The sequence below is a fragment of the Methylobacterium sp. J-030 genome, assembly GCF_022829545.1.
Classification (GTDB): domain Bacteria; phylum Pseudomonadota; class Alphaproteobacteria; order Rhizobiales; family Beijerinckiaceae; genus Methylobacterium.
The window spans coordinates 43081-61812 of record NZ_JAKSYM010000146.1; the positions used below are offsets into that span (position 1 = coordinate 43081).

Here is an 18732-nt window from a genome sequence, read left to right on the forward strand (position 1 = left end):
CGGCCTCGGGAAGTGCATCGCTATGCAAAACTTGGGTGCGGCCAAGCTTCCCCGAGGCAATCGGCCGTCTCCGGCTATTCGAGCCTGACCGCAACGCTGTCACTCGCACCAGTTGAATCAAGCACAGAGATACGTGCGAAGCCGGCCCCGTGCGGAAACCATTCGGCACGGTGCCGCAGCGTCTGTGCGACCGGCTGGCCATCGATCAGCCACGTGAGCGGCGGCACCCCGCCGGAAGCCTTCAGGGCGAGCCCCGGCGCCGCGGCCTCGCCGTCGTGGCCGCCCGGCGCCAGACCGAGGTCGATCCGCGCGCCGTCCGGGGGATAGGCGATCCGCAGGGCGAGACCCGGTGCGCCGGCCGGGTCGCGGCCGAGACGCTGCAGCGGCGGCGGCAGGCTGCGGGAGGCGGCCATCAGGGTGTCGGCGGGCCGGGGAACCGGCTCGGGCTCGCCGCCGAGGCGCGCGAAGGCGTCGAACAGGATCGGCGCCGCGACGATCCGTCCGACGAGGCCCGGAACCGCCGCCCCGTCGGGCCGGCCGGCCCAGACCGCCACGGTGACGCGCCGGTCGAATCCGGCCGCCCAGGCGTCGCGGTAGCCGTAGGAGGTGCCGGTCTTGTAGGCGATGCGGTTCGGAAGCGCGTTCTCCGGCGGCGGCGTGCCGCGCAGGATGTCGGCGACGTACCACGCGGCCACGGGCCCTGCGATCCGGTGCCCGGACCCCGGCGCCGCCGGCTCGGCCCGGCGCTGGAGGTCGGGCAGCGTGCCGCCGCGGGCGAACCCGGCATAGAGCCGCGCGAGGTCGGTAAGCGTGATGCCGAGGCCGCCGAGCGCCACCGGCAGACCCGGAGCCGCCTCGCGCGGGAGTTGAATCGCGGCACCGGCGGCCCGCAGCCGAGCGATGAAGCGCGCCGGGCCGACCGCCTCCATCAACGCGACCGCGGGGACGTTGAGCGACAATTGCAGCGCCCGCCGGGCCGTGACCGTGCCCTGGAAGGTCAGGTCGAAATTCTCGGGCGCGTAGCTCGCCGAGAAGCGGGTCGGGCGGTCCTCCAGCAACGTCTCGGGATGGGCCAAGCCATCCTCGAACGCCATGGCATAGACGAACGGCTTCAGCGCGGAGCCCGGGGAGCGGATCGCGAGCGTCATGTCGATGGCGCCGCGCCGGGTCTGATCCAGGTAGCCGGCGCTGCCCACCTGGGCGAGGATGCGCCCGTCCCGGTTGTCGAGGACGAGGATCGCGGCCGAGAGATCCGGGCCGGCCGCGGCGGCGCGCTCGGCCGCCAGCGCCTCCAGCCGTGCCTGCAGCGGCGCGTCGATGGACAGGCGGATCGCCGGGTTCGCCGGATCGGCCGCCACCGCCTCCTCGGCGGCGTGCGCGGCCAGCATCGGGAAGGGTCTTCGACCGGTCGGGACCGGCTCCGCCTTAGCGGCCTCGGCCTCCGCTCCGGTGAGGATGCCCCGGGCGCCGGCGATGTCCAGCACGCGGTCGCGGGCGGCGCGGGCGCGATCCGGGAAGCGGTCGGGCCGGCGGGCCTCCGGGGCCTGCGGCAGGGCCACGAGGAGCGCGGCCTGCGCCGCCGTCAGCCGCGTGGGCTCCCGCCCGAAATACGCGAGGCTCGCTGCCCGGACGCCCTCCAGCGGGCCGCCATAGGGGGCGAGCGCGAGGTAGAGGTCGAGCATCCCGGGCTTGCCGAGGCGCCGCTCCAGGGTCACGGCGCGGACCATCTGGCGGAATTTGGCGGCGAGGGAGCGACCGCGCCGCGGCTCGACCAGACGGGCCACCTGCATCGACAGGGTCGAGCCGCCCGACACGATGCGCCCGCGCGTCAGCCATTGCCCCGCGGCGCGCAGCAGGGCTGCCGGGTCGATGCCGGGATGGTGTGCGAAGCGGCGGTCCTCGTAGGCAAGCAGCATGGCGCGGAAGCGCGGATCGACTGCCGCCGCGGTGACCGGCAGGCGCCAGCGCCCGTCCGCGGTCGCGAAGGGGCGCAGCAGCGTCCCGGACCGATCGAGCACCACGGTGGAGCGCGCCGCCGCGGCCGCGCGGTCGAGGAGTGGCAGCGCGGCCGCATAGACCCAGACGGCGCCGAGGCCGGCCAGCAGCAGGCTCAGCCCGAGCCCTGCGACCGCGGGGCCGGAGCCCGCGAATCCGTGCCGCGCCGGGGGCGCTCCTCGGTCGCGATCAGGCCCGTCCTGCGGCACGTCTCCTCCGCGGTCTGGACCCGCCATCGGCCGCGCAGGATTCCCGGTTCCCGCCGCGCAAGCAAGCCCGGCTCGGATCTCGCGTCGAAACACGCTCCCATGCGCCGAACCGGCGTCCCCTGCGGCGGGGAGCGCGCGCGGCTCCGGCTACGCGATGCCGATGTTGAGCCGGCCCGCGAAGTCCAGCCGGTCCGACCGCTCCATCCGGACCGGGAACGGCACGACGTTCGACACGAGCGGCGCCGCCTCAGCCTCGGGCGCCGGTCCGGTCCCGCGGGCCTTGCCGGGCTTCACCCAGCGCCCGATGCGCTTGAAATACGTCCGCCTCGCCAACCAAGCCGGAACGTGCCCGTCTTTCGCCATGACCTGCCCCTCACGATGCATCCGCGACAACGATATCCAGCCCGGTGGCCCGATCGCGTCACAGGATCGAATCGGGACTGTATTCGTGATACGAATGTATACCAGGGGTTGTCGCATCCTCCGTTTGGGTGATGCGGTGTGACGGTTCCGGGCCGGCGCGGGAAAGCCCTCAGGCCGCGGCGGATTCCTTCGCCCGTTCCAGCGCCAGCTTGGTCACCGCCACCTGGTCGACCTTGCCGGTGCCGAGCATCGGGATCGCCTCCAGCACCACCACCTCGGCGGGAATCGCGACGTCCGAGGCGCCGCGGCCCTTGGCGAAGCTCTGGTAGGCGGATCGCGTCGCGTCCTTCGCCTGCGTGAACAGGATCAAGCGCTCGCCCTTGCGCGCGTCCGGCACCGCCGCCACGGCACTCAGGCGGTCGGGCCAGAGATCGGCCGCCAGCGCCTCGATACCGGCGAGCGACACCATCTCACCCGCGATCTTGGCGAAGCGCTTGGCCCGGCCCTTGATCGTCACGAAGCCCGTCGCGTCGATCGCCACGATGTCGCCGGTGTCGTGCCAGCCCCCCGGCGGCGGCTCCAGCATCCCGGGCGCCTCGGCGCGCAGGTAGCCCAGCATGATGTTGGGGCCCTTCACCGAGAGGCGGCCGCCCTCTTCGATCCCCGGCACCGGCTCCAGCCGCGTCTCGATGCCCGGCAGGATCCGCCCGACCGTGCCGAAGCGGTTGAACATCGGCGTGTTGAGCGCCACCACCGGCCCGCACTCGGTGACGCCGTAGCCCTCCAGGATGCGCAGGCCGAACTTTTCCGCCCAGGTCCTCCGGGTGGTCTCCTTCACGGCCTCGGCGCCGGCCACCACGTAGCGCAGCGAGCGCAGATCGTAGGAATGGGCCGCCCGGGCATAGCCGGTCAGGAACGTGTCGGTCCCGAACAGCACGGTGCTGTTCGAGCCGTAGATCAGCTCGGGCACGATCCGGTAGTGCAGCGGCGACGGGTAGAGATAGACCGGCACGCCCGAGACCAGGGGCAGGACCAGCCCGGCCGTGAGGCCGAAGGCGTGGAATACCGGCAGCACGTTGAACACCTTGTCCATCGGCCCGAAATCGATCCGGGCCGCGACCTGCGCCACGTTGGCGAGCATGCAGCGGTTGGCCAGCACCACGCCTTTGGGCGTACCCTCGCTGCCGGAGGTGAACAGCACCGCCCCCGGATCCTCGCCGGAGCGCGCCACCAGCGGGCGGCGGGGGGCGAGGAAGCCGCGGATCTTGTCCCCGGTCGTGATGCCGGCCCGCACGTCCTCCAGGTAGATCAGCTCGACCGAGCCGCGGATCGCCTCGATCAGCGGCCCGAGGCGCCCCTTCTCGATGAACGCGCGCGACGTCAGGACTTTGCTCACCTCCGCGGCCCGGCAGGCCGAGAGCACGTTGGCGGGGCCGGCGGAAAAGTTGATCATCGCCGGCACCCGGCCCGCGGAGGCGAGCGCGAACAGCGTCACGGCGGCGCCGTTGGCGTTCGGCAGCATCACGCCGATCCGGCCGCCCACCGGGGCGAGCGGCATGAGCTTGCGGCCCAGGATGTTGGCGCCCATGACCAGCCGACCGTAGGTCAGCCGCCCGCCGACCGGGTCCTCCAGGGCGTTGCGGCGCCAGCCGTGGAGGTCGCCCGCCTCGATCAGCGCCGCCATCAGGCCGCGGTCGATGTCGGTGGTGCGGAACACGAGGTCCGACATGATCCCGTAGAGGGCCGCGCCCGCCGCCTGCCGCCGGGCCTTGCCCTTGAGAGCGGGGTCCACGGTCAGGCGGACCGGCGGCATCACCGTCACGATCACCTTCGGCCACCACGTGCGGCTGACCTGCCGGCGCGACAGCCGCGAGAAGACGGTGCGCTCCAGCCCGTCGATCTTGACCGGCACCACCATCGCGGCGGACTTGTCGGCGATCAGCCCGGCGCCGTCATAGACCTTCATCAGGCTGCCGGTGACCGTGAGCCGGCCTTCTGGAAAGATGATCAGGGTCTCGCCGTTCTTGACGGCGTTGATCAGCGTGCGCGTGGCGAGCGGGCGCGTCGGGTCCAGCGGCATCGCCTTGGTGACCCGCAGGAACGGCCGCACCCACCAGCGCTGGGCGATCCCGCTGTCGACCGCGAAGACCGGCTCCTGATCGAGCAGCGACAGGGCGAGCGGCGCATCGAGGAACGACACGTGGTTGAGGGCCACGATGGCGTTCGGCCCGGCCGCCGCGAGGTTGTCGAAGCCGCGGACCTCCAGCCGGTAGAACGCCCGGAACAGGATCGACAGGGCGTCGCGGAACGGGCTCGTCGGCAGGGTCGCGAACACGATGGCGCCGACGATCAGGTTCAGCACCGCCACCAGAGCGAGCAGGCTGGCGATCGAGAGGCCGGCGCCCTGGAGCGCGGCGAGCGCGAGGGTTCCGGCCACCATGAAGGCCGCCGTCATGACGTTGACTGCGCCGATGATCCGCGCCCGCATCGCCTTCTCGGCCCAAGCCTGCACGGCCGCGAAGGACGGGACGATGTAGAGGCCGCCCGAGATGGCGAGTCCCAGGAAGTCGATCCCGGTGCGCAGGCCGTGGCCGGTCGCCAGGAAGTCGAACGGGCCGATCGGCGCCGCGGGCGACGGCGGCAGGTGACCGATCGTCCAGGCGAGGTCGAGGCCGAACAGGCCCATCAGCACGGCGCCGACCGGCGTCGGCAGCAGCACGATCCGGCCGCTGGCGAGCCAGGAGGCGAGGCCGGAGCCCAGCGCGATGCCGATCGAGAACAGCGCGAGCAGCAGCGTGATCACGGTCTCGGTGCCGTTGAAGGCGCCGCGCACCAGCACGGGCAGGAGCGACAGCACCACCACGCCGACCAGCCAGAACCAGCTCACGATCAGCGAGCCGCGCCATAACCGGGCATCGGACCAGAGGTCGCGCAGCAGCGATCCGGTCGAGCGGGCGATGTTGCGGTCGACATGCAGGTCCGGCGCCCCCTCCCCGGTCGCCGGGATCATCCGGGCCGACAGCCAGCACAGGACGGCGAAGCCCATCACCAGGATACCGAACACCAGCCCGGACCCGCCCATCGCCGAGGCGGCCCCGGCCGCGATCGTGCCGAGCAGGATCGCCAGGAAGGTCGCGGCCTCCACCAGGGCGTTGCCGGCGGGCAGCTCCTCGCGGCGCAGGTGATCGGGCAGGATCCCGTACTTGATCGGGCCGAACAGCGCCGCGATCGTCCCGAACAGGCCGAGCGCCACGAACAGCACCGGTACGGAATGCAGGAGGAAGCCCAGCACCGCGGTGCCGGCCGCGAAGATCTCCGCGAATTTGAGCCGCCGGGCCATCAGCGCCTTGTCGTATCGGTCGGCCCACTGGCCGCCGAGGCCCGACAGGATGAAGAACGGCCCGATGAACACCGCGCTCGCGAGCGTCACGAGGACGCCCGCATGGGCATCCGCCTCGCCGCCGACCCCGAACAGGATCAGGAAGGCCAGCGCGTTCTTCAGGAAATTGTCGTTGAACGCCGAGAAGAACTGGCACCAGAACAGCGGCGCGAAGCGCCGCGCAGTCATCAAGGTACGGAACATGGCGATCTCTCGTTCCGAACCTGACTGGCCCAACCCATACGGTCAGGTCAAATCAGCGCGCGGCCAACACACAGAGATCGCGGCGGCGGGGGACCTCGCCGTGCGGACCCGCACGGCTGCGCGGCGGGGGATCGGCGCCCGCGGGCTCGTGACGCGCGCAGCCTTTCCCGAACAGGTGGAGCGAAGCGGAACCTGATCCGGGACCCAGCGCACGAAGCGCCGCGTCAGCGGCACAGGGTGATCCAGATCGACGCTTCGCGACGTCGTGTGCTGGGTCCCGGGTCGCATTCCGCTGGCGCTCCATGCGCCCGGGAAAGGGCCCGGCCCTCAGACCTTCCGGACGACCCGGCCGGGGCGGCCCAAGATGCGGGCCTGGCGGACGATGAGGCCGTGCAGGGAGGCGCCGAGATCGTAGGACCAGTATATGTGCGTTGCGATCATCGAGATCACGACGAGCACGGCGCCGGCCGCGCAGGCCGGCAGGAGCAGCAGGAAGGTCAGCACCATCCCGACCGCCGTCCGCTCGGCCAGAGAGGCCTGAGGCCAGGGGTCGATCGGCAGGGAAAAATGTCGTCCGGAGCGCATGACTTCGACCCTCGGTGGTTCGGCATGACGCAGCACAGACGGTTAACAGCGGCCGGACTCGGTCGTTGCGTCGCAGGATGCGAATTCGGACCCCCGTGACGTTCCGGCCCGATGCCGCAGCGCAACCGACCGTCGCGATCCCGGGTTGCCGTCCGGATCTTCATCGAGGGCGAGGTGGATATGGCTCGGGTTGCGGTCGTGACCGGCGGGACGGCCGGCATCGGGCTGGCGACGGCGCACGCCTTCGCGGAGCGCGGATGGTCGGTGGCTGTCATCGCGCGCGATGCGAACCGGCTCGCCGCGGCCGAGCGGGCGCTCGCGGCCTACGGGCAGCCGGTGCTGACGATCAGCGCCGATGTCGCCGACCCGGAGGCCGTCGACGCGGCCGCCGCGCGGATCGAGGCCGAGCTCGGGCCGATCCGCGCCTGGGTGAACAACGCCATGTCGACCGTGGTGAATCCGGCCGACCGGATCACCCCGGACGAGTACCGGCGGGTCACCGAGACCACCTATCTGAGCCAGGTCTACGGGACGCTCGCCGCCCTGCGCTACATGAAGCGGCGTAACCGGGGCGCGATCATTCAGGTCTCCTCCGGCCTCGCGGTCCGGGCCGCACCGCTGCAGGCACCCTACTGCGCGGCGAAGTTCGCGGTCTCGGGCTTCACCGACGCCCTGCGCTGCGAGTTGCTGCACGACCGGGTGAACGTCAGCCTCAGCGTCATCTACCTGCCGGCGGTCAACACGCCCCAGTTCAACTGGGCGCGCAACCGGACCGGGCACCGGCAATACGCCCCCGATCCGGTCTTCGACCCGCGGCTCTGTGCCGAGGCGATCCTGTACGCTGTCGAGCATCCGCGCCGGGAGGTCTGGGTCGGGCGCTCGTCGATGATCATGGCGGCCGCGCAGGCGCTCGCCCCGGCTTTCGCCGACCGCAAGGCCGCCTCTATGTGGTCGGCCCAGCTCTCCGACCAGACCATCCCCGAGATGGAGGGCAACCTCTACGAGCCCGTGCCGGGCCCGGTCGGGATCGACGGCCGTTTCTCCGGCCGGACCAAGGCGAGCCGGGCCGAGTTCGTCACGAGCCGCACCCGGGATCTGGTGGTCGGCGGGCTCGCCGGGCTGGCGGTGATCGGGCTCGCCGGCACGATCCACGCTGCCCGCTCGGCGCGCCGGCTGCCGGGCCGGACCTGACAGCTGCGCGCAAGCGTACCGCCTGCTACAGCTGCAGCCCCGAGGGAGGTCCGAAAAAATGCCCGGCTATCTGCCCTTCGCGGGGGCCCTGAAGCTGCCCGCCTATACCTGCGACAATTGCGGGTTCTGGCAGCGCCATTTCGAGGCGCCGGCCGCCTGCCCGATGTGCCTCGACGCCCGCCACGTCGTGCCGCAGGACGGCTGGCGCTTCCGCACCGCCCGGGAGGCGCAGGACGCCTTCCCCTGCCACTGGCAGGAACTGGAGCCGGGAATCTGGCGGTTCTGGAACGAGCCGGTCTCCGGCATCGGTCCCTCCGCCTACCTGATCCAGACCGAGCACGGGAATATGGGCTTCGAGGGCTGCCCGGTCTTCAGCGACGCCGCCCTCGATCAGATCGCGCGGCTCGGCGGCATGGCGGTGCTCTCGGCCTCGCATCCTCATTCCTACGGGGCGCTGCCGCAATTGCAGGACCGGTTCGATCCGGAACTGTGCCTGCCCGCCGCCGACTTCACCTGGAGCGCGGCGCTGCAGGTGAGCTGGCCCTATGACGATTTCCTGGAGCCGCTGCCCGGCCTGGAGCTGCACCGCACCGCCGGTCATTTCGACGGCCACGCGATCCTGTACGACCGCGCGCGAAAGATCTGCTTCTGCGGCGACGCGCTGAAGTTCGAGCTCGATCCGGCGGATTTTCGGCGCGCCACCACGATCTCGGCCCACAAGGCCTTCGTGCGCGGCGTGCCGCTCACGCCGAGCGAATTGCGCCGCTACCGGGACGTGTTCGAGCGCCTCGACTTCGCGCAGACTTGGACACCGTTCGAGCCGGCGCGCAATTGCGGGCGGCCGGAGGTGCTGGCGCTCCTCGACCAGCTGATGAGCGGCCGGTCGCACGCGGCCCCGGTGCCCCTCGACAGCCTCCGGGTTCAGGGCCGGTAGAGCGGGTCGTTCTCCAGGCGGATCGGCTCCCCGTGTGGCGTCGCCGCGGCGGCCCGACGGAACGCCTCCGTGCGCGCCGCGACGCTCTCGGCCTCGGCCACGCCGCGCTCGGCCAGAATCCCCTCCAGGGTCGCGAGCCACGCGCCGTAATCGGCGGCGCCCTCGGGGCCATCCGCCGGGCGGATCCCCCGGCCGAGGCGCTCCGCCCAGTCCGACCACGTGAACAGCCCGGCCTCGCGCAGGCTCACCACCATGGCGAAGACCTGGGCCTCCCAGGGGGCCGCGAAGGGGCTCGGCGACGGTTCGGTCACGCGGGCTCCAGATAGGGTTCGAAGGCCGCCACCGTGACGGTCCCGCCGGGATCGCCGCTCTCGCCCCACAGCTCCTGCGCGCTGAACGCGACCGTGTAGAGCCAGGTCGGGTTCTCGCCGGCCCCGTGGGCGCTGGTGTCGGGATAGACGAAGACCCCGTCGACCCGCACGATATGGCCACGCTTGCCGCGGACGTAGCGCGGCAGCCTCGTGTGGGTGGTCGGGTGGATGTTGCGGGCCTGGACCGCGTCGCCGGGCGCGAAGCGGGCGGGGGCGTCGGTCGCCCGGCTGCTCGGGAAGCCGGCCCGGAAGCGTTCCTCCAGGCCGTCGCGGGCGAGGACCCGCGCGACGGGCTTGGCCGGCTCGGCGGCACGGCCGGTTTCGATCTCGGCGGGTGTGGCCAGTCCGGTGGCGGCGAGCTGCTTCTCCAGGGCCTTCAGCCAGATCGCGTAGTAGCTCGACGCGAGGTACTCGGCCGGCGGCAGCGACTCGCGGGCGGCGCGGCTGCCGTCGAGGTTCCAGGCGCCGGTGTAGCCCATGGCGAGCGCCATCGCGAAGACGCGCCGCTCCCAGGCGGCGTGGAACACCGGCTCGTCCGGCTCCGGCACCACCGGCCCGAAGCCGTGCGCGCCGCCGAGATCCTGGGCCCCGTTCATACCGGCATCTCCACGGGTTCGACCGGGAGCGCCTTGGGCAGCCCGGTGCCGATCATGGCATCGCGGGTGACGAGGGCGGCAAGGGCCTCTTCGGAGAAGCCCTCGGTGCCGGCGGGGCGCAACGGCAGGACCATGTAGCGGGTCTCGGCGGTCGAATCCCAGACCGTGATGCGCGTCGTCTCCGGCAGCGTCACCCCGAATTCGGCGAGCACGCCGCGCGGGTCGATCACCGCCCGGGCCCGGTAGGGCGGCGCCTTGTACCAGACGGGCGGCAGGCCCAGCACCGGCCAGGGATAGCAGGAGCACAGGGTGCAGACGACCAAGTTGTGCGTCTCCGGGGTGTTCTCGACCACCACCATGTGCTCGCCGCCCCGGCCGCCGATGCCGAGCTCGGCGATCGCCGGCGTGGCCTCGGCCAGCAGCCGCGCCCGGAACGCCGGATCGACCCAGGCCCGGGCGACGACCCGCGCGCCCAGGTGTGGGCCGACCTTAGTCTCGTAGAGCTCGACCAGCGCGTCGAGGGCCGCCGGGTCGAGATAGCCCTTCTCGGTGAGCAGCGATTCCAGCGCCCGCACCCGGGCCTCGACCGGCGAAAGGTCGCTGCCGTGATGCACGTGATCGTGATCCGCGTGGTGGTGGCTCATCCCGCTCTCCTCACGGTGCGCAGTCTGCACCGGCGGACAGGCCGCTGCCAGCCCCGACGCATGGATGGATTAACCTCGGCCGTTATGGCCACGTTGGCCCTATCAACCAATACCGGCGGGAGCGTTTGGTATCGGTTCATAATTCGGCGGTTACCGACGTTAGATCAGTTCCAATATATCAGTAACGGGATCAGGACACGTTCATGATCGAAGACGCCGCGAAGCCGTCGAGCGAGGGCGATCGGACGGCCGTCGGCTACGCCACGGCCATCGGCCAGCACCTTGCCCTGCCCATCCGCGACTATTTCAAGCTGGTCGAGCAGGAGCCGCTGCCGGGTCAGCTTAGCGATCTGGTCGCGCGGTTCGAGATCGCGGTCGCGGCCCATGGCCAGACCGTGCCGTTCGATTTCCGCGGCGACATCATCAAGGCGCTGCCGGCCCTGCGCACCTTCGCGCTGTCGCTGGCGGGGGACGTCAATCGAGCCGACGACCTCGTGCAGGAGACGTTCGTGAAGGCCTGGGCCAATCAGGAGCGGTTCCGCCCCGGCACGAACTTCACCGCGTGGCTGTTCACGATCCTGCGCAACCAGTTCTACTCGGAGTTGCGCAAGACCCGGCGCGAGATCGAGGATGTCGACGGGTCGCATGCCGGCCAGATGACGAGCCTCGCCGATCAGGAGGATGCCAGCACCCTCAAGGTCGTGTGGGCGCGCCTCGAAGGGCTGCCCGCGGCGCAGCGGCAAGCGCTGCTGCTGGTCGGCGCCGAGGGCCACACCTACGAGGAGGCGGCGAGCAAGCTCGGCTGTCAGGTCGGCACGGTGAAGAGCCGGGTGAGCCGGGCCCGGTCCTCGCTGCTCGGAACCCTCGGCGTGGTCGTGGCCGGGCAGGCGCCGGCGGCTTGAGGGATGCGCGCCCGCGCGTCTTTGCCAGCGGCGCGAAGCAATCGGTTTGCCTGGTGGTGGCTCGCGTCGATCGGGGGCTTGTTCGACCGGTGACGCGCTGCCCGACCGCACGCCTCACAAGGCTGGCCGGCGCAGGTGCCATTCGGTGGCCTGCTGGTAGGCTTGCCCGATCCGCAGCGCCATCGCCTCGTCGTAGCCGCGGCAGACGATCTGCAGCGAGAGCGGCAGGCCCGCGGCGGTGTAGCCGTTCGGCAGCGCCAGGGCGCAGAGATCGAGCAGGTTCCCGAACCGGGTGAAGCGCGAAGGCAGATGCCCCTCGTCGACCGCGGCGAGCGGCACGGCCGCTGATTCCGTCGTCGGCGTCAGCAGGGCGTCGATCCCATCGAGCGCTGCGGCATAGGCCTGCTTCATGGCGGCGCGGCGCTGGAGCGTGGCGAGATAATCCTGCGCCGAGACCGTGGCACCGGCCAGGATCCGCGCCCGCACGGCATCGCCGAGCTGTGAGGACGGGTCCTCCGCCAGGGCGCCGTTGACGAGATAGGCCTCTGCGTTGGTGATCGCGCTCATCGCCACGCAGTCGCTGAACCGGAATGGCAGGGCCACGTCCACGATCTCCGCGCCCGCGCGGGCGAGCTGGTCGAGGGCGTCGTCGTAGGCAGCCAGCATGTCGGCGGCGACGCCGTCGCGCTCGACCGCCGGCATGCGGCCCAAACGCAGGCCGCGCACCCCGCGGTTGAGCGTCGGCCAGGGGGAGTCCGGCGCCACGCCGCGGGTCGTCGGATCCAGCGGATCGGGGCCGGAGATCGCCTCGTAGAGGAGTGCCGCATCCTCCACCGTGCGGGCGAGCGGGCCGGGCGAGTCCAGCGTGGTCGAGAGCGGCACGATTCCCCAGGTCGAGACGCGCCCGACCGTCACCTTGAGCCCCGTCAGTCCGCAGAAGGCCGACGGCAGGCGCACGGAGCCGCCGGTATCGGTGCCGATGCCCCAGGGCGCCATCCGGGCCGCCACCGCCACGCCGGTGCCGCTGCTCGACCCGCCGGGGGTGCGCGCAACCTCCGCATCCCAGGGATTCCAGGGCGTGCCGAGATGCGGGTTGGTGCCCCAGCCGCCATAGGCGAACTCCACCGTGTGGGTCTTGCCCAGCACGATCATCCCTTGCGCGATCAGGCGCCGGGCGACGGTGGCGGTGCGTTCGGCCCGCCTCGTGCGGTGGGCGGCGGATCCGCCCATGGTGATCCGGCCCTCCAGGTCGATCAGGTCCTTCAGCACCACCGGCACGCCGTGGAGCGGCCCCACCGCGTGGCCCGACCGGATCGCCCTTTCCGCCCCCTCGGCGGCGAGGCGTGCATCCGCGGAGAAGACCTCCGTGAAGGCCTGGAGCTTCGGCTCCAGCTGGTCGACGCGTCCGAGCAGCGCGTCGACCGCGTCGACCGGCGAGAGGCTGCGCGCACGGATCGCCCGGGCGAGCTCGGCCGCTGAGGCGTGGACGGGATCGAGATCGGGCATCGGTTTTACTGCACGCTGACGAGGGTGAGGTCGACGAACCAGGATTGCGGCGAGACGAATCCGTGGATCTTCTTGGACATGCCACGGGGATTGAGGTCGTGGACGACGAACAGCCAGGGCGGGTTGTCCACGAGGCGCTCGTGGGCGATCGTGGTCTGCGCGTCGATCACCTTGGCGTCGGTGGTCTCGGCGAGCGCCTTGAGGGCGGCGTCGAACTGATCGTCCTTCCAGTTGGGGAAGTTGAAGCCGTTCGGCGGGAATCGGTCGCCCGCGAAGTAGCGCGCCATCACGCTGGCATCGGAGGAGGGCGAGGACACGTTGAGCGCCATCGAGCCCTGGAGGCTCTGGGCGTCCGGCAGCGCCCGGCTCGCATTCAGCAGCACCTGCCACTCGACCACGTTGAAGCTCAGTTCGACGTTGCAGGCCTGCTTCAGGTTCTCCTGCAGGTACTCGTTCATCGGCATCGGCAGCATCTGGCCGGAGCCCGAGGACGAGATCATCACCTTGAGCTTCAGGGGCTTCGCGTCGGTGAAGCCCGCCTCGGCGAGCAGCGCCTTCCCCTTGGCGGCGTCGAACGTGTAGCGGTTCTTCGGCGTGCCGAAATTCGGGTCCTTGTCGTTGAGCCAGCCGGAGGCCGGCTCGGCCGTGCCGTTGAGGAGCTCGACGATTCCGGCTCGGTCGACGCAGTAGTTCAGGGCCTGCCGGACGCGCACGTCCTTCAGCGGGCTGTCCTTGGCGCCCATGTTGTAGATGTAGGGCCAGACATGCGGGTACGAGCCCGTGGTGATGGTGAAGCCTGCCTGCTTCAGGGACGGGATCGCGTCGGGGGCCGGTACCTCGATCCAGTCGACCTGCCCCGACCGCAGGGCGGCGACCCGGGCATTCGCCTCCGGGATCGGCAGCAGCCGGACCTTGTCGACCTTGGCCATCCGGTTCGGATCCCAGTAGCCGTCGAACCGAGCGAGATCGACCGCCTCCCGCGGGGCGACGCGGGTGATCTTGAAGGGCCCGGTTCCGGCCGCCGGCAGGGACGCCACCTTGCTCCAGTCGCGCCCCGCCTTCTCGAAGGATTGGGGCGACGTGAACAGCAGGTAGACCACCATGTAGGGGAAGTAGGATGCCACCTGCGTCGTGGTGATCTGGACGGTCGAATCATCGACCTTCCTGTAGCTGCCGACCAGCGGCGCCCGGGCCCGGGAAATGCCGGCGCCCTGCGCCTCGAATTGCGGGCTGTCGTTCTTGAAGTAGCGGTCGAGGTTCCAGATCACAGCGTCGGCGTTGAACGGGGTGCCGTCATGGAACTTCACGCCCTGGCGGAGGTGGAAGGTCCAGACCGACTTGTCGTTCGGGTCCTGCTCCCACCGCTCGGCGAGCGCCGGGATGATGCCGGCGAGCTTGGTGGTGCGCGTCAGGTCCCATTGCACCAGCCCCTCGAAGATCGGGTAGCCGAGGAAGCGCATGCCCTCGAAGCCGTTGTTGGGCATCCCCGTGGTGGTGGGGATGTCGGAGGCCGTCATGGCGATGCGCAGCACGCTCTCGGCGCTGGCAGGCCCCGCCAAGAAGATGAATCCGGCCAGGGCGGCGGCAATCGGGCGGCGCATTCTCATCGGACCCCAATGGTGGACGGTGCGGCTCGCCCCCGGCAAGTCCCGCGCCAGACAGCGCCATCATGCCGGCGTCCGGCGAACGGGAGATGTCACCCGCCGCCCCTTGCGCTGAGCCGCCACGGCGTCACGATAATACAGAATCCGTGGCGCCGCGCAGGGTGCCAGCGAGAGGGGAGATGCCCGTGAGCGATGGGATGCCGGCCGCCATGAACGGGGCTGAGAGCCTGGTCCGGACCCTCGTGGGAGGTGGGGTCGAGGTCTGCTTCACCAATCCCGGCACCTCCGAGATGCACTTCGTGGCCGCCCTCGACCGGGTCGAGGGCATGCGCTGCGTGCTGTTCCTGTTCGAGGGCGGCGCCACCGGGGCCGCGGACGGCTACGCCCGCATGGCCGACAAGCCGGCCTCGACCCTGCTCCACCTGGGGCCCGGCCTCGCCAACGGGCTGGCCAACCTCCACAACGCCAAGAAGGCGCGCACCCCGGTCGTCAACATCGTCGGCGAGCATGCGACCTATCACCGGGAATACAACGCGCCGCTGACCTCCGACATCGAGGGGCTGGCCCGGCCGATGTCGTCCTGGGTCCGGACGGGAATGAGCGCCGCCGCGATCGGCCCGGACGGTGCCGCCGCGATCGCCGCCGCCCGCACCGCGCCCGGGCAGGTCGCGACTCTGATCCTGCCCGCCAACACCGCCTGGGATCCCGGCACCGGGCCGGCGCCGGTTCCACCGATCCCCGAGCGGGCGAAGGCCGGCGACGATGCGATCGCGGCCGCGGTCGCGGCGCTCAACAGCGGCGAGCCGGTGCTGCTGCATCTCGGCGACCGGGCGGTGCGGAACGAAGGCCGGGTCATCGCCGACCGGATCGCCCGCAAGACCGGCGCACGGCTGATGGCGATGACGTCGAATGCCCGGATCGACCGCGGTGCCGGCACGGTCCCGATCGAGCGCCTGCCCTACCCGATCGACCAGGGCATCGCGGCCCTGAAGGATTTCCGGCACATCATCCTGATCGGCGCGACGCCGCCGGTGGGCTTCTTCGCCTATCCCGGCAAGCCGAGCCTGCTCGCCCCCGAGGGCTCCTCCACGATCACGCTGGCCACCCCCGAGGAGGACCAGATCGACGCCCTGGAGCGGCTGGCCGAGGCCGTCGGCGCCCCGCCCGCCGAGCCGGTCGCCGCCGGCCCGCGCCCGACGCTCCCGACCTCCGGTCCCCTCGACCAGGACACGATCGGGCAGGTGCTGGGCGCCCTGATCCCCGAGGGCGCGGTGATCTGCGACGAGTCGATCACGACGGGCCGCAACTTCTTCGCCCTCACCCGGGACGCGGCACCCCACACCTGGCTCCAGCTCAGCGGCGGCTCGATCGGGCTGGGCATCCCGATGGCGACCGGTGCGGCCGTGGCCTGCCCGGACCGGAAGGTCATCAACCTCCAGGCCGACGGCAGCGGGCTCTACACCGTCCAGGCGCTCTGGACCCAGGCGCGCGAGCGCCTCGACGTGGTGACGCTGGTCTGGTCGAACCGCTCCTACGCGATCCTGCGGGTGGAGCTCGCCAATGTCGGCGCGCTCAATCCGGGCCCGAAGGCCCTTGGCATGCTGAGCCTGGACGATCCGGCCCTGGATTGGGTTAGCCTCGCCAAGGGGTTCGGCGTGGAGGGGCAGCGCGTCGAGACGCTTCCCGACTTCATCGCGGCGTTCCAGCACGCGCTGGCCACCAAGGGGCCGCACCTGATCGAAGTCGCCCTGTGAGGGGGACGGCCTACACGCTCTCCGGTCTCGAAGGCCCGGTCGAGATCCGGATCGACCGCTGGGGACTCGCGCATATCCGCGCCGGCACAGTGCTCGACGCCATCCGGGCGCAGGGCTTCAACGCGGCGCGCGACCGGCTCTGGCAGCTCGACCTCTGGCGCAAGCGCGGCCTCGGCCTGCTGGCGGCGGATTTCGGGCCCGGCTACCTCGCCCAGGACCGCGCTGCCCGGCTGTTCCTCTACCGCGGCGACATGGATGCGGAATGGGCTGCCTACGGTCCGCAGGATACGAAGGCCATCGTCACGGCCTTCGTGGACGGGCTCAACGCCTACGTGGCGCTGACCGAGGCGCAGCCCGCGCTGCGGCCGCCGGAATTCGCGCTCACCGACACGCGCCCGGCCCGCTGGCAGCCGGAGGACGTGCTGCGCATCCGCAGCCATGGTCTGGTCCGCAACGTCCTCTCCGAGGTCGCCCGCGCCCGGGTGCTGGCCCGCGCGGACTCCCGGGCGGCCGGGCTCGCCGCCGACGACCTGCGCAAGCGGATCAGCCCGCCGCACGATCCGGTGGTTCCAGACGGCCTCGACGCCGCCGACTGGCCGGACGATCTTCTGGACGATTTTCGTCTGGCCACCGCGACGGTCGGGTTCCCGCCCGAACGGCTTGCGGCCCCTCGCGAAGAAGCCTGGGCCTGGAGCAAGGTCGACGCGCACGGCGCCGTCACCCGGGGCGCGCGCGCCGCCCCGAAGGAGCCGGCGGAGGGCTCGAACAACTGGGTGGTCGGGCCCTCGCGCACCGAGACCGGCCGGCCGATCCTCGCGAGCGACCCGCACCGGGTCTACCTGCAGCCGTCGCTCCGCTACGCCGTCCATCTCACGGCGCCGGGCCTCGACGTGATCGGGGCGGGCGAGCCGGCGCTCCCCGGCATCTCGATCGGCCATAACGGGCACGCGGCCTTCAGCCTGACCATCGCGCCGATGGATCAGGAGGATCTTTTCGTCTGCGAGACCGACCCGGCCGATCCCGATCGCTATCGGTACGGCGACGGCTGGGAGCCGATCCGGCGCATCTCCGAAACGATCCCGGTGCGCGGCGGGCCGGACGAGACCGTGGCGCTCGGCTTCACGCGTCACGGGCCGGTGATCCGCGAGGCGGGCGGTCGCGCCTTCGCGCTGCGGACCGTCTGGTCGGAGCCGGGCGCTGCCGCCTATCTCGGCAGCCTCGCCTATCTCGGCGCCACGAGCCCGGACGCGTTCGGCGACGCCCTGCGCCACTGGTCGGCGCCCTCGGTGAACCAGCTCTACGCCGACGCCGCGGGGCGGATCGCGTGGTTCATGGCCGGCAAGGCGCCGGTGCGCCCGGCCCATGACGGGCTGCTGCCGGTGCCGGGTGACGGCCGCTACGACTGGGCCGGTTTCCACGATCCCGGTGCCCTGCCCCGCAGCCTCGACCCGGCGGCGGGCTGGCTCGCCACCGCCAACGCGATGAACCTGCCGCCGGATTTCCCGATCGAAGTCCGAAAGGTCGGGTTCGAGTGGGCCGAGCCCTGGCGCGCCCGGCGCATCCGCGCGGTGCTCGGTGGGCAGACGCGCCACAGCCTGGAGGAGTCACGGGCGCTTCAGGGCGATGGCTTCTCCGAACCGGCCCTGCGGCTCGCCGAACTGGTCCAGGCCATGCCGGCAGGGACGGACCCGGATGTCGCCTCGGCCCAGGCAGTGCTGAGCGCGTTCGACGGCGTGCTCGACCCAAATTCCGCCGCGGCCGCCCTCGTCGAGGTGTTCTGGGTCCACCACCTGCGCCCGGCCCTGCTCAAGGCGCTCGCGCCCGATGCCGGGACCCGCCGCCTGCTGCCGCCCGGCGACACGCAGAGCCTGATCGAGCGGCTGGAAACAGGCCTCGACCCCGTGACCCGCGATGCCCTGCTGGCGGACGCCCTCGGGGCGGCGTTCCGGGATTGTCTGGAGCGGATGGGGCCGGATCCCATGGGGAGACTTACGGCAGATGCGGTGGGCACTCTCCCTCCCCCCTCTGCGGGGGAGGGTGGCCCGCGAAGCGGGTCGGGAGAGGGGAGCGACGGTGCAAGTGTGAGCGCCGGCCTTCATGAAGCTCGCACCAAATCCGGAAGCCGGGTTCCCCTCTCCCGACCCCTGCTGACGCAGGGGCCACCCTCCCCCACAGAGGGGGGAGGGAGCGATGCGGAGACGACCGCCCCCAACGGCTGGTCCTGGGGCCGCCTGCACCACGCTGTGTTCGCCCATCCCCTCACCGGCCTGAGGCCCGACCGCGCCTGGGGGCGGTCGTCTCCGCATCGCTCCCTCCCCCCTCTGTGGGGGAGGGTGGCCCCTGCGTCAGCAGGGGTCGGGAGAGGTGAACCCGGCTTCCGGATTTGGTGCGAGCTTCATGAAGGCCGGCGCTCACACTTGCACCGTCGCTCCCCTCTCCCGACCCGCTTCGCGGGCCACCCTCCCCCGCAGAGGGGGGAGGGAGAGTGCCCACCG

14 protein-coding genes are annotated in these 18732 nt (G+C 71.6%); 5 read left to right on the forward strand and 9 right to left on the reverse strand.

The annotated features are described in order from the left end of the window. Window positions 1-74: 74 nt before the first annotated feature. From pbpC to MKK75_RS08515, 4 genes are all read right to left on the reverse strand, one after another. A complete protein-coding gene (gene pbpC, locus MKK75_RS08500) occupies window positions 75-2204 on the reverse strand; it encodes a penicillin-binding protein 1C (RefSeq protein WP_409567541.1) in 2130 nt (709 codons plus the stop codon). A 147-nt stretch (window positions 2205-2351) separates the two neighbouring features. Next, window positions 2352-2567: a hypothetical protein gene (locus MKK75_RS08505; protein WP_244042153.1), complete on the reverse strand. Its 216-nt coding sequence runs from the start codon at window positions 2565-2567 to the stop codon at window positions 2352-2354. A 169-nt stretch (window positions 2568-2736) separates the two neighbouring features. Then, the gene (locus MKK75_RS08510; RefSeq protein ID WP_244042154.1) at window positions 2737-6150 is read right to left on the reverse strand and encodes an acyl-[ACP]--phospholipid O-acyltransferase; all 3414 of its coding nucleotides are present in this window, start codon (window positions 6148-6150) and stop codon (window positions 2737-2739) included. A 327-nt stretch (window positions 6151-6477) separates the two neighbouring features. Further along, window positions 6478-6735, reverse strand: a complete 258-nt coding sequence (locus MKK75_RS08515) for a hypothetical protein (protein WP_244042155.1) — start codon at window positions 6733-6735, stop codon at window positions 6478-6480. Window positions 6736-6915: 180 nt separating this feature from the next. Here MKK75_RS08515 and MKK75_RS08520 point away from each other — a divergent pair, with 180 nt between their 5' ends. Both MKK75_RS08520 and MKK75_RS08525 read left to right on the forward strand, forming a co-directional pair. Then, a complete protein-coding gene (locus MKK75_RS08520) occupies window positions 6916-7926 on the forward strand; it encodes an SDR family oxidoreductase (protein WP_244042156.1) in 1011 nt (336 codons plus the stop codon). Window positions 7927-7984: 58 nt separating this feature from the next. Then, window positions 7985-8860 carry an MBL fold metallo-hydrolase gene (locus MKK75_RS08525; protein WP_244042157.1) on the forward strand — a complete coding sequence of 292 codons (876 nt, stop codon included), beginning with the start codon at window positions 7985-7987 and terminating at the stop codon, window positions 8858-8860. Here the strand turns inward: MKK75_RS08525 and MKK75_RS08530 are convergent. Genes MKK75_RS08530 through nthA form a run of 3 tightly spaced genes read right to left on the reverse strand, consistent with a single transcriptional unit; the run spans window position 8848 to window position 10471 of the window. Then, on the reverse strand, window positions 8848-9171 hold the full coding sequence (locus MKK75_RS08530; RefSeq protein WP_244042158.1) for a nitrile hydratase accessory protein: 324 nt from the start codon (window positions 9169-9171) through the stop codon (window positions 8848-8850). The two genes, MKK75_RS08525 and MKK75_RS08530, sit on opposite strands and share 13 nt — an antisense overlap. Next, complete coding sequence (gene nthB, locus MKK75_RS08535; RefSeq protein WP_244042159.1) at window positions 9168-9827, reverse strand: nitrile hydratase subunit beta; 660 nt, start codon at window positions 9825-9827, stop codon at window positions 9168-9170. Before nthB ends, MKK75_RS08530 begins: the two co-directional genes overlap by 4 nt. Continuing rightward, entirely contained in the window at window positions 9824-10471 is a 648-nt protein-coding gene (gene nthA, locus MKK75_RS08540; RefSeq protein WP_244042160.1) for a nitrile hydratase subunit alpha, read from the reverse strand. Before nthA ends, nthB begins: the two co-directional genes overlap by 4 nt. Before the next feature lie 203 nt (window positions 10472-10674). Between nthA and MKK75_RS08545 the strand changes: the two genes are divergently transcribed. Further along, window positions 10675-11373 (forward strand): sigma-70 family RNA polymerase sigma factor, encoded by a 699-nt coding sequence (locus tag MKK75_RS08545; RefSeq protein WP_244042161.1) that lies wholly within the window; start codon window positions 10675-10677, stop codon window positions 11371-11373. Window positions 11374-11487: 114 nt separating this feature from the next. Here MKK75_RS08545 and MKK75_RS08550 read toward each other — a convergent pair whose 3' ends face one another. Together MKK75_RS08550 and MKK75_RS08555 are read right to left on the reverse strand one after the other, a co-directional pair. Next, a complete protein-coding gene (locus tag MKK75_RS08550) occupies window positions 11488-12879 on the reverse strand; it encodes an amidase (protein ID WP_244042162.1) in 1392 nt (463 codons plus the stop codon). Between the two features lie 5 nt (window positions 12880-12884). Next, entirely contained in the window at window positions 12885-14480 is a 1596-nt protein-coding gene (locus tag MKK75_RS08555; protein WP_244042163.1) for an ABC transporter substrate-binding protein, read from the reverse strand. A 212-nt stretch (window positions 14481-14692) separates the two neighbouring features. On the opposite strand from MKK75_RS08555, the gene MKK75_RS08560 reads away from it, so the two are divergent. Together MKK75_RS08560 and MKK75_RS08565 are read left to right on the forward strand one after the other, a co-directional pair. Next, window positions 14693-16237, forward strand: a complete 1545-nt coding sequence (locus tag MKK75_RS08560) for an acetolactate synthase large subunit (protein ID WP_244042168.1) — start codon at window positions 14693-14695, stop codon at window positions 16235-16237. Beyond that, window positions 16234-18732: penicillin acylase family protein (locus tag MKK75_RS08565; protein ID WP_244042164.1), on the forward strand; the 2499-nt coding region annotated here is incomplete at its 3' end. The genes MKK75_RS08560 and MKK75_RS08565, both read left to right, overlap by 4 nt.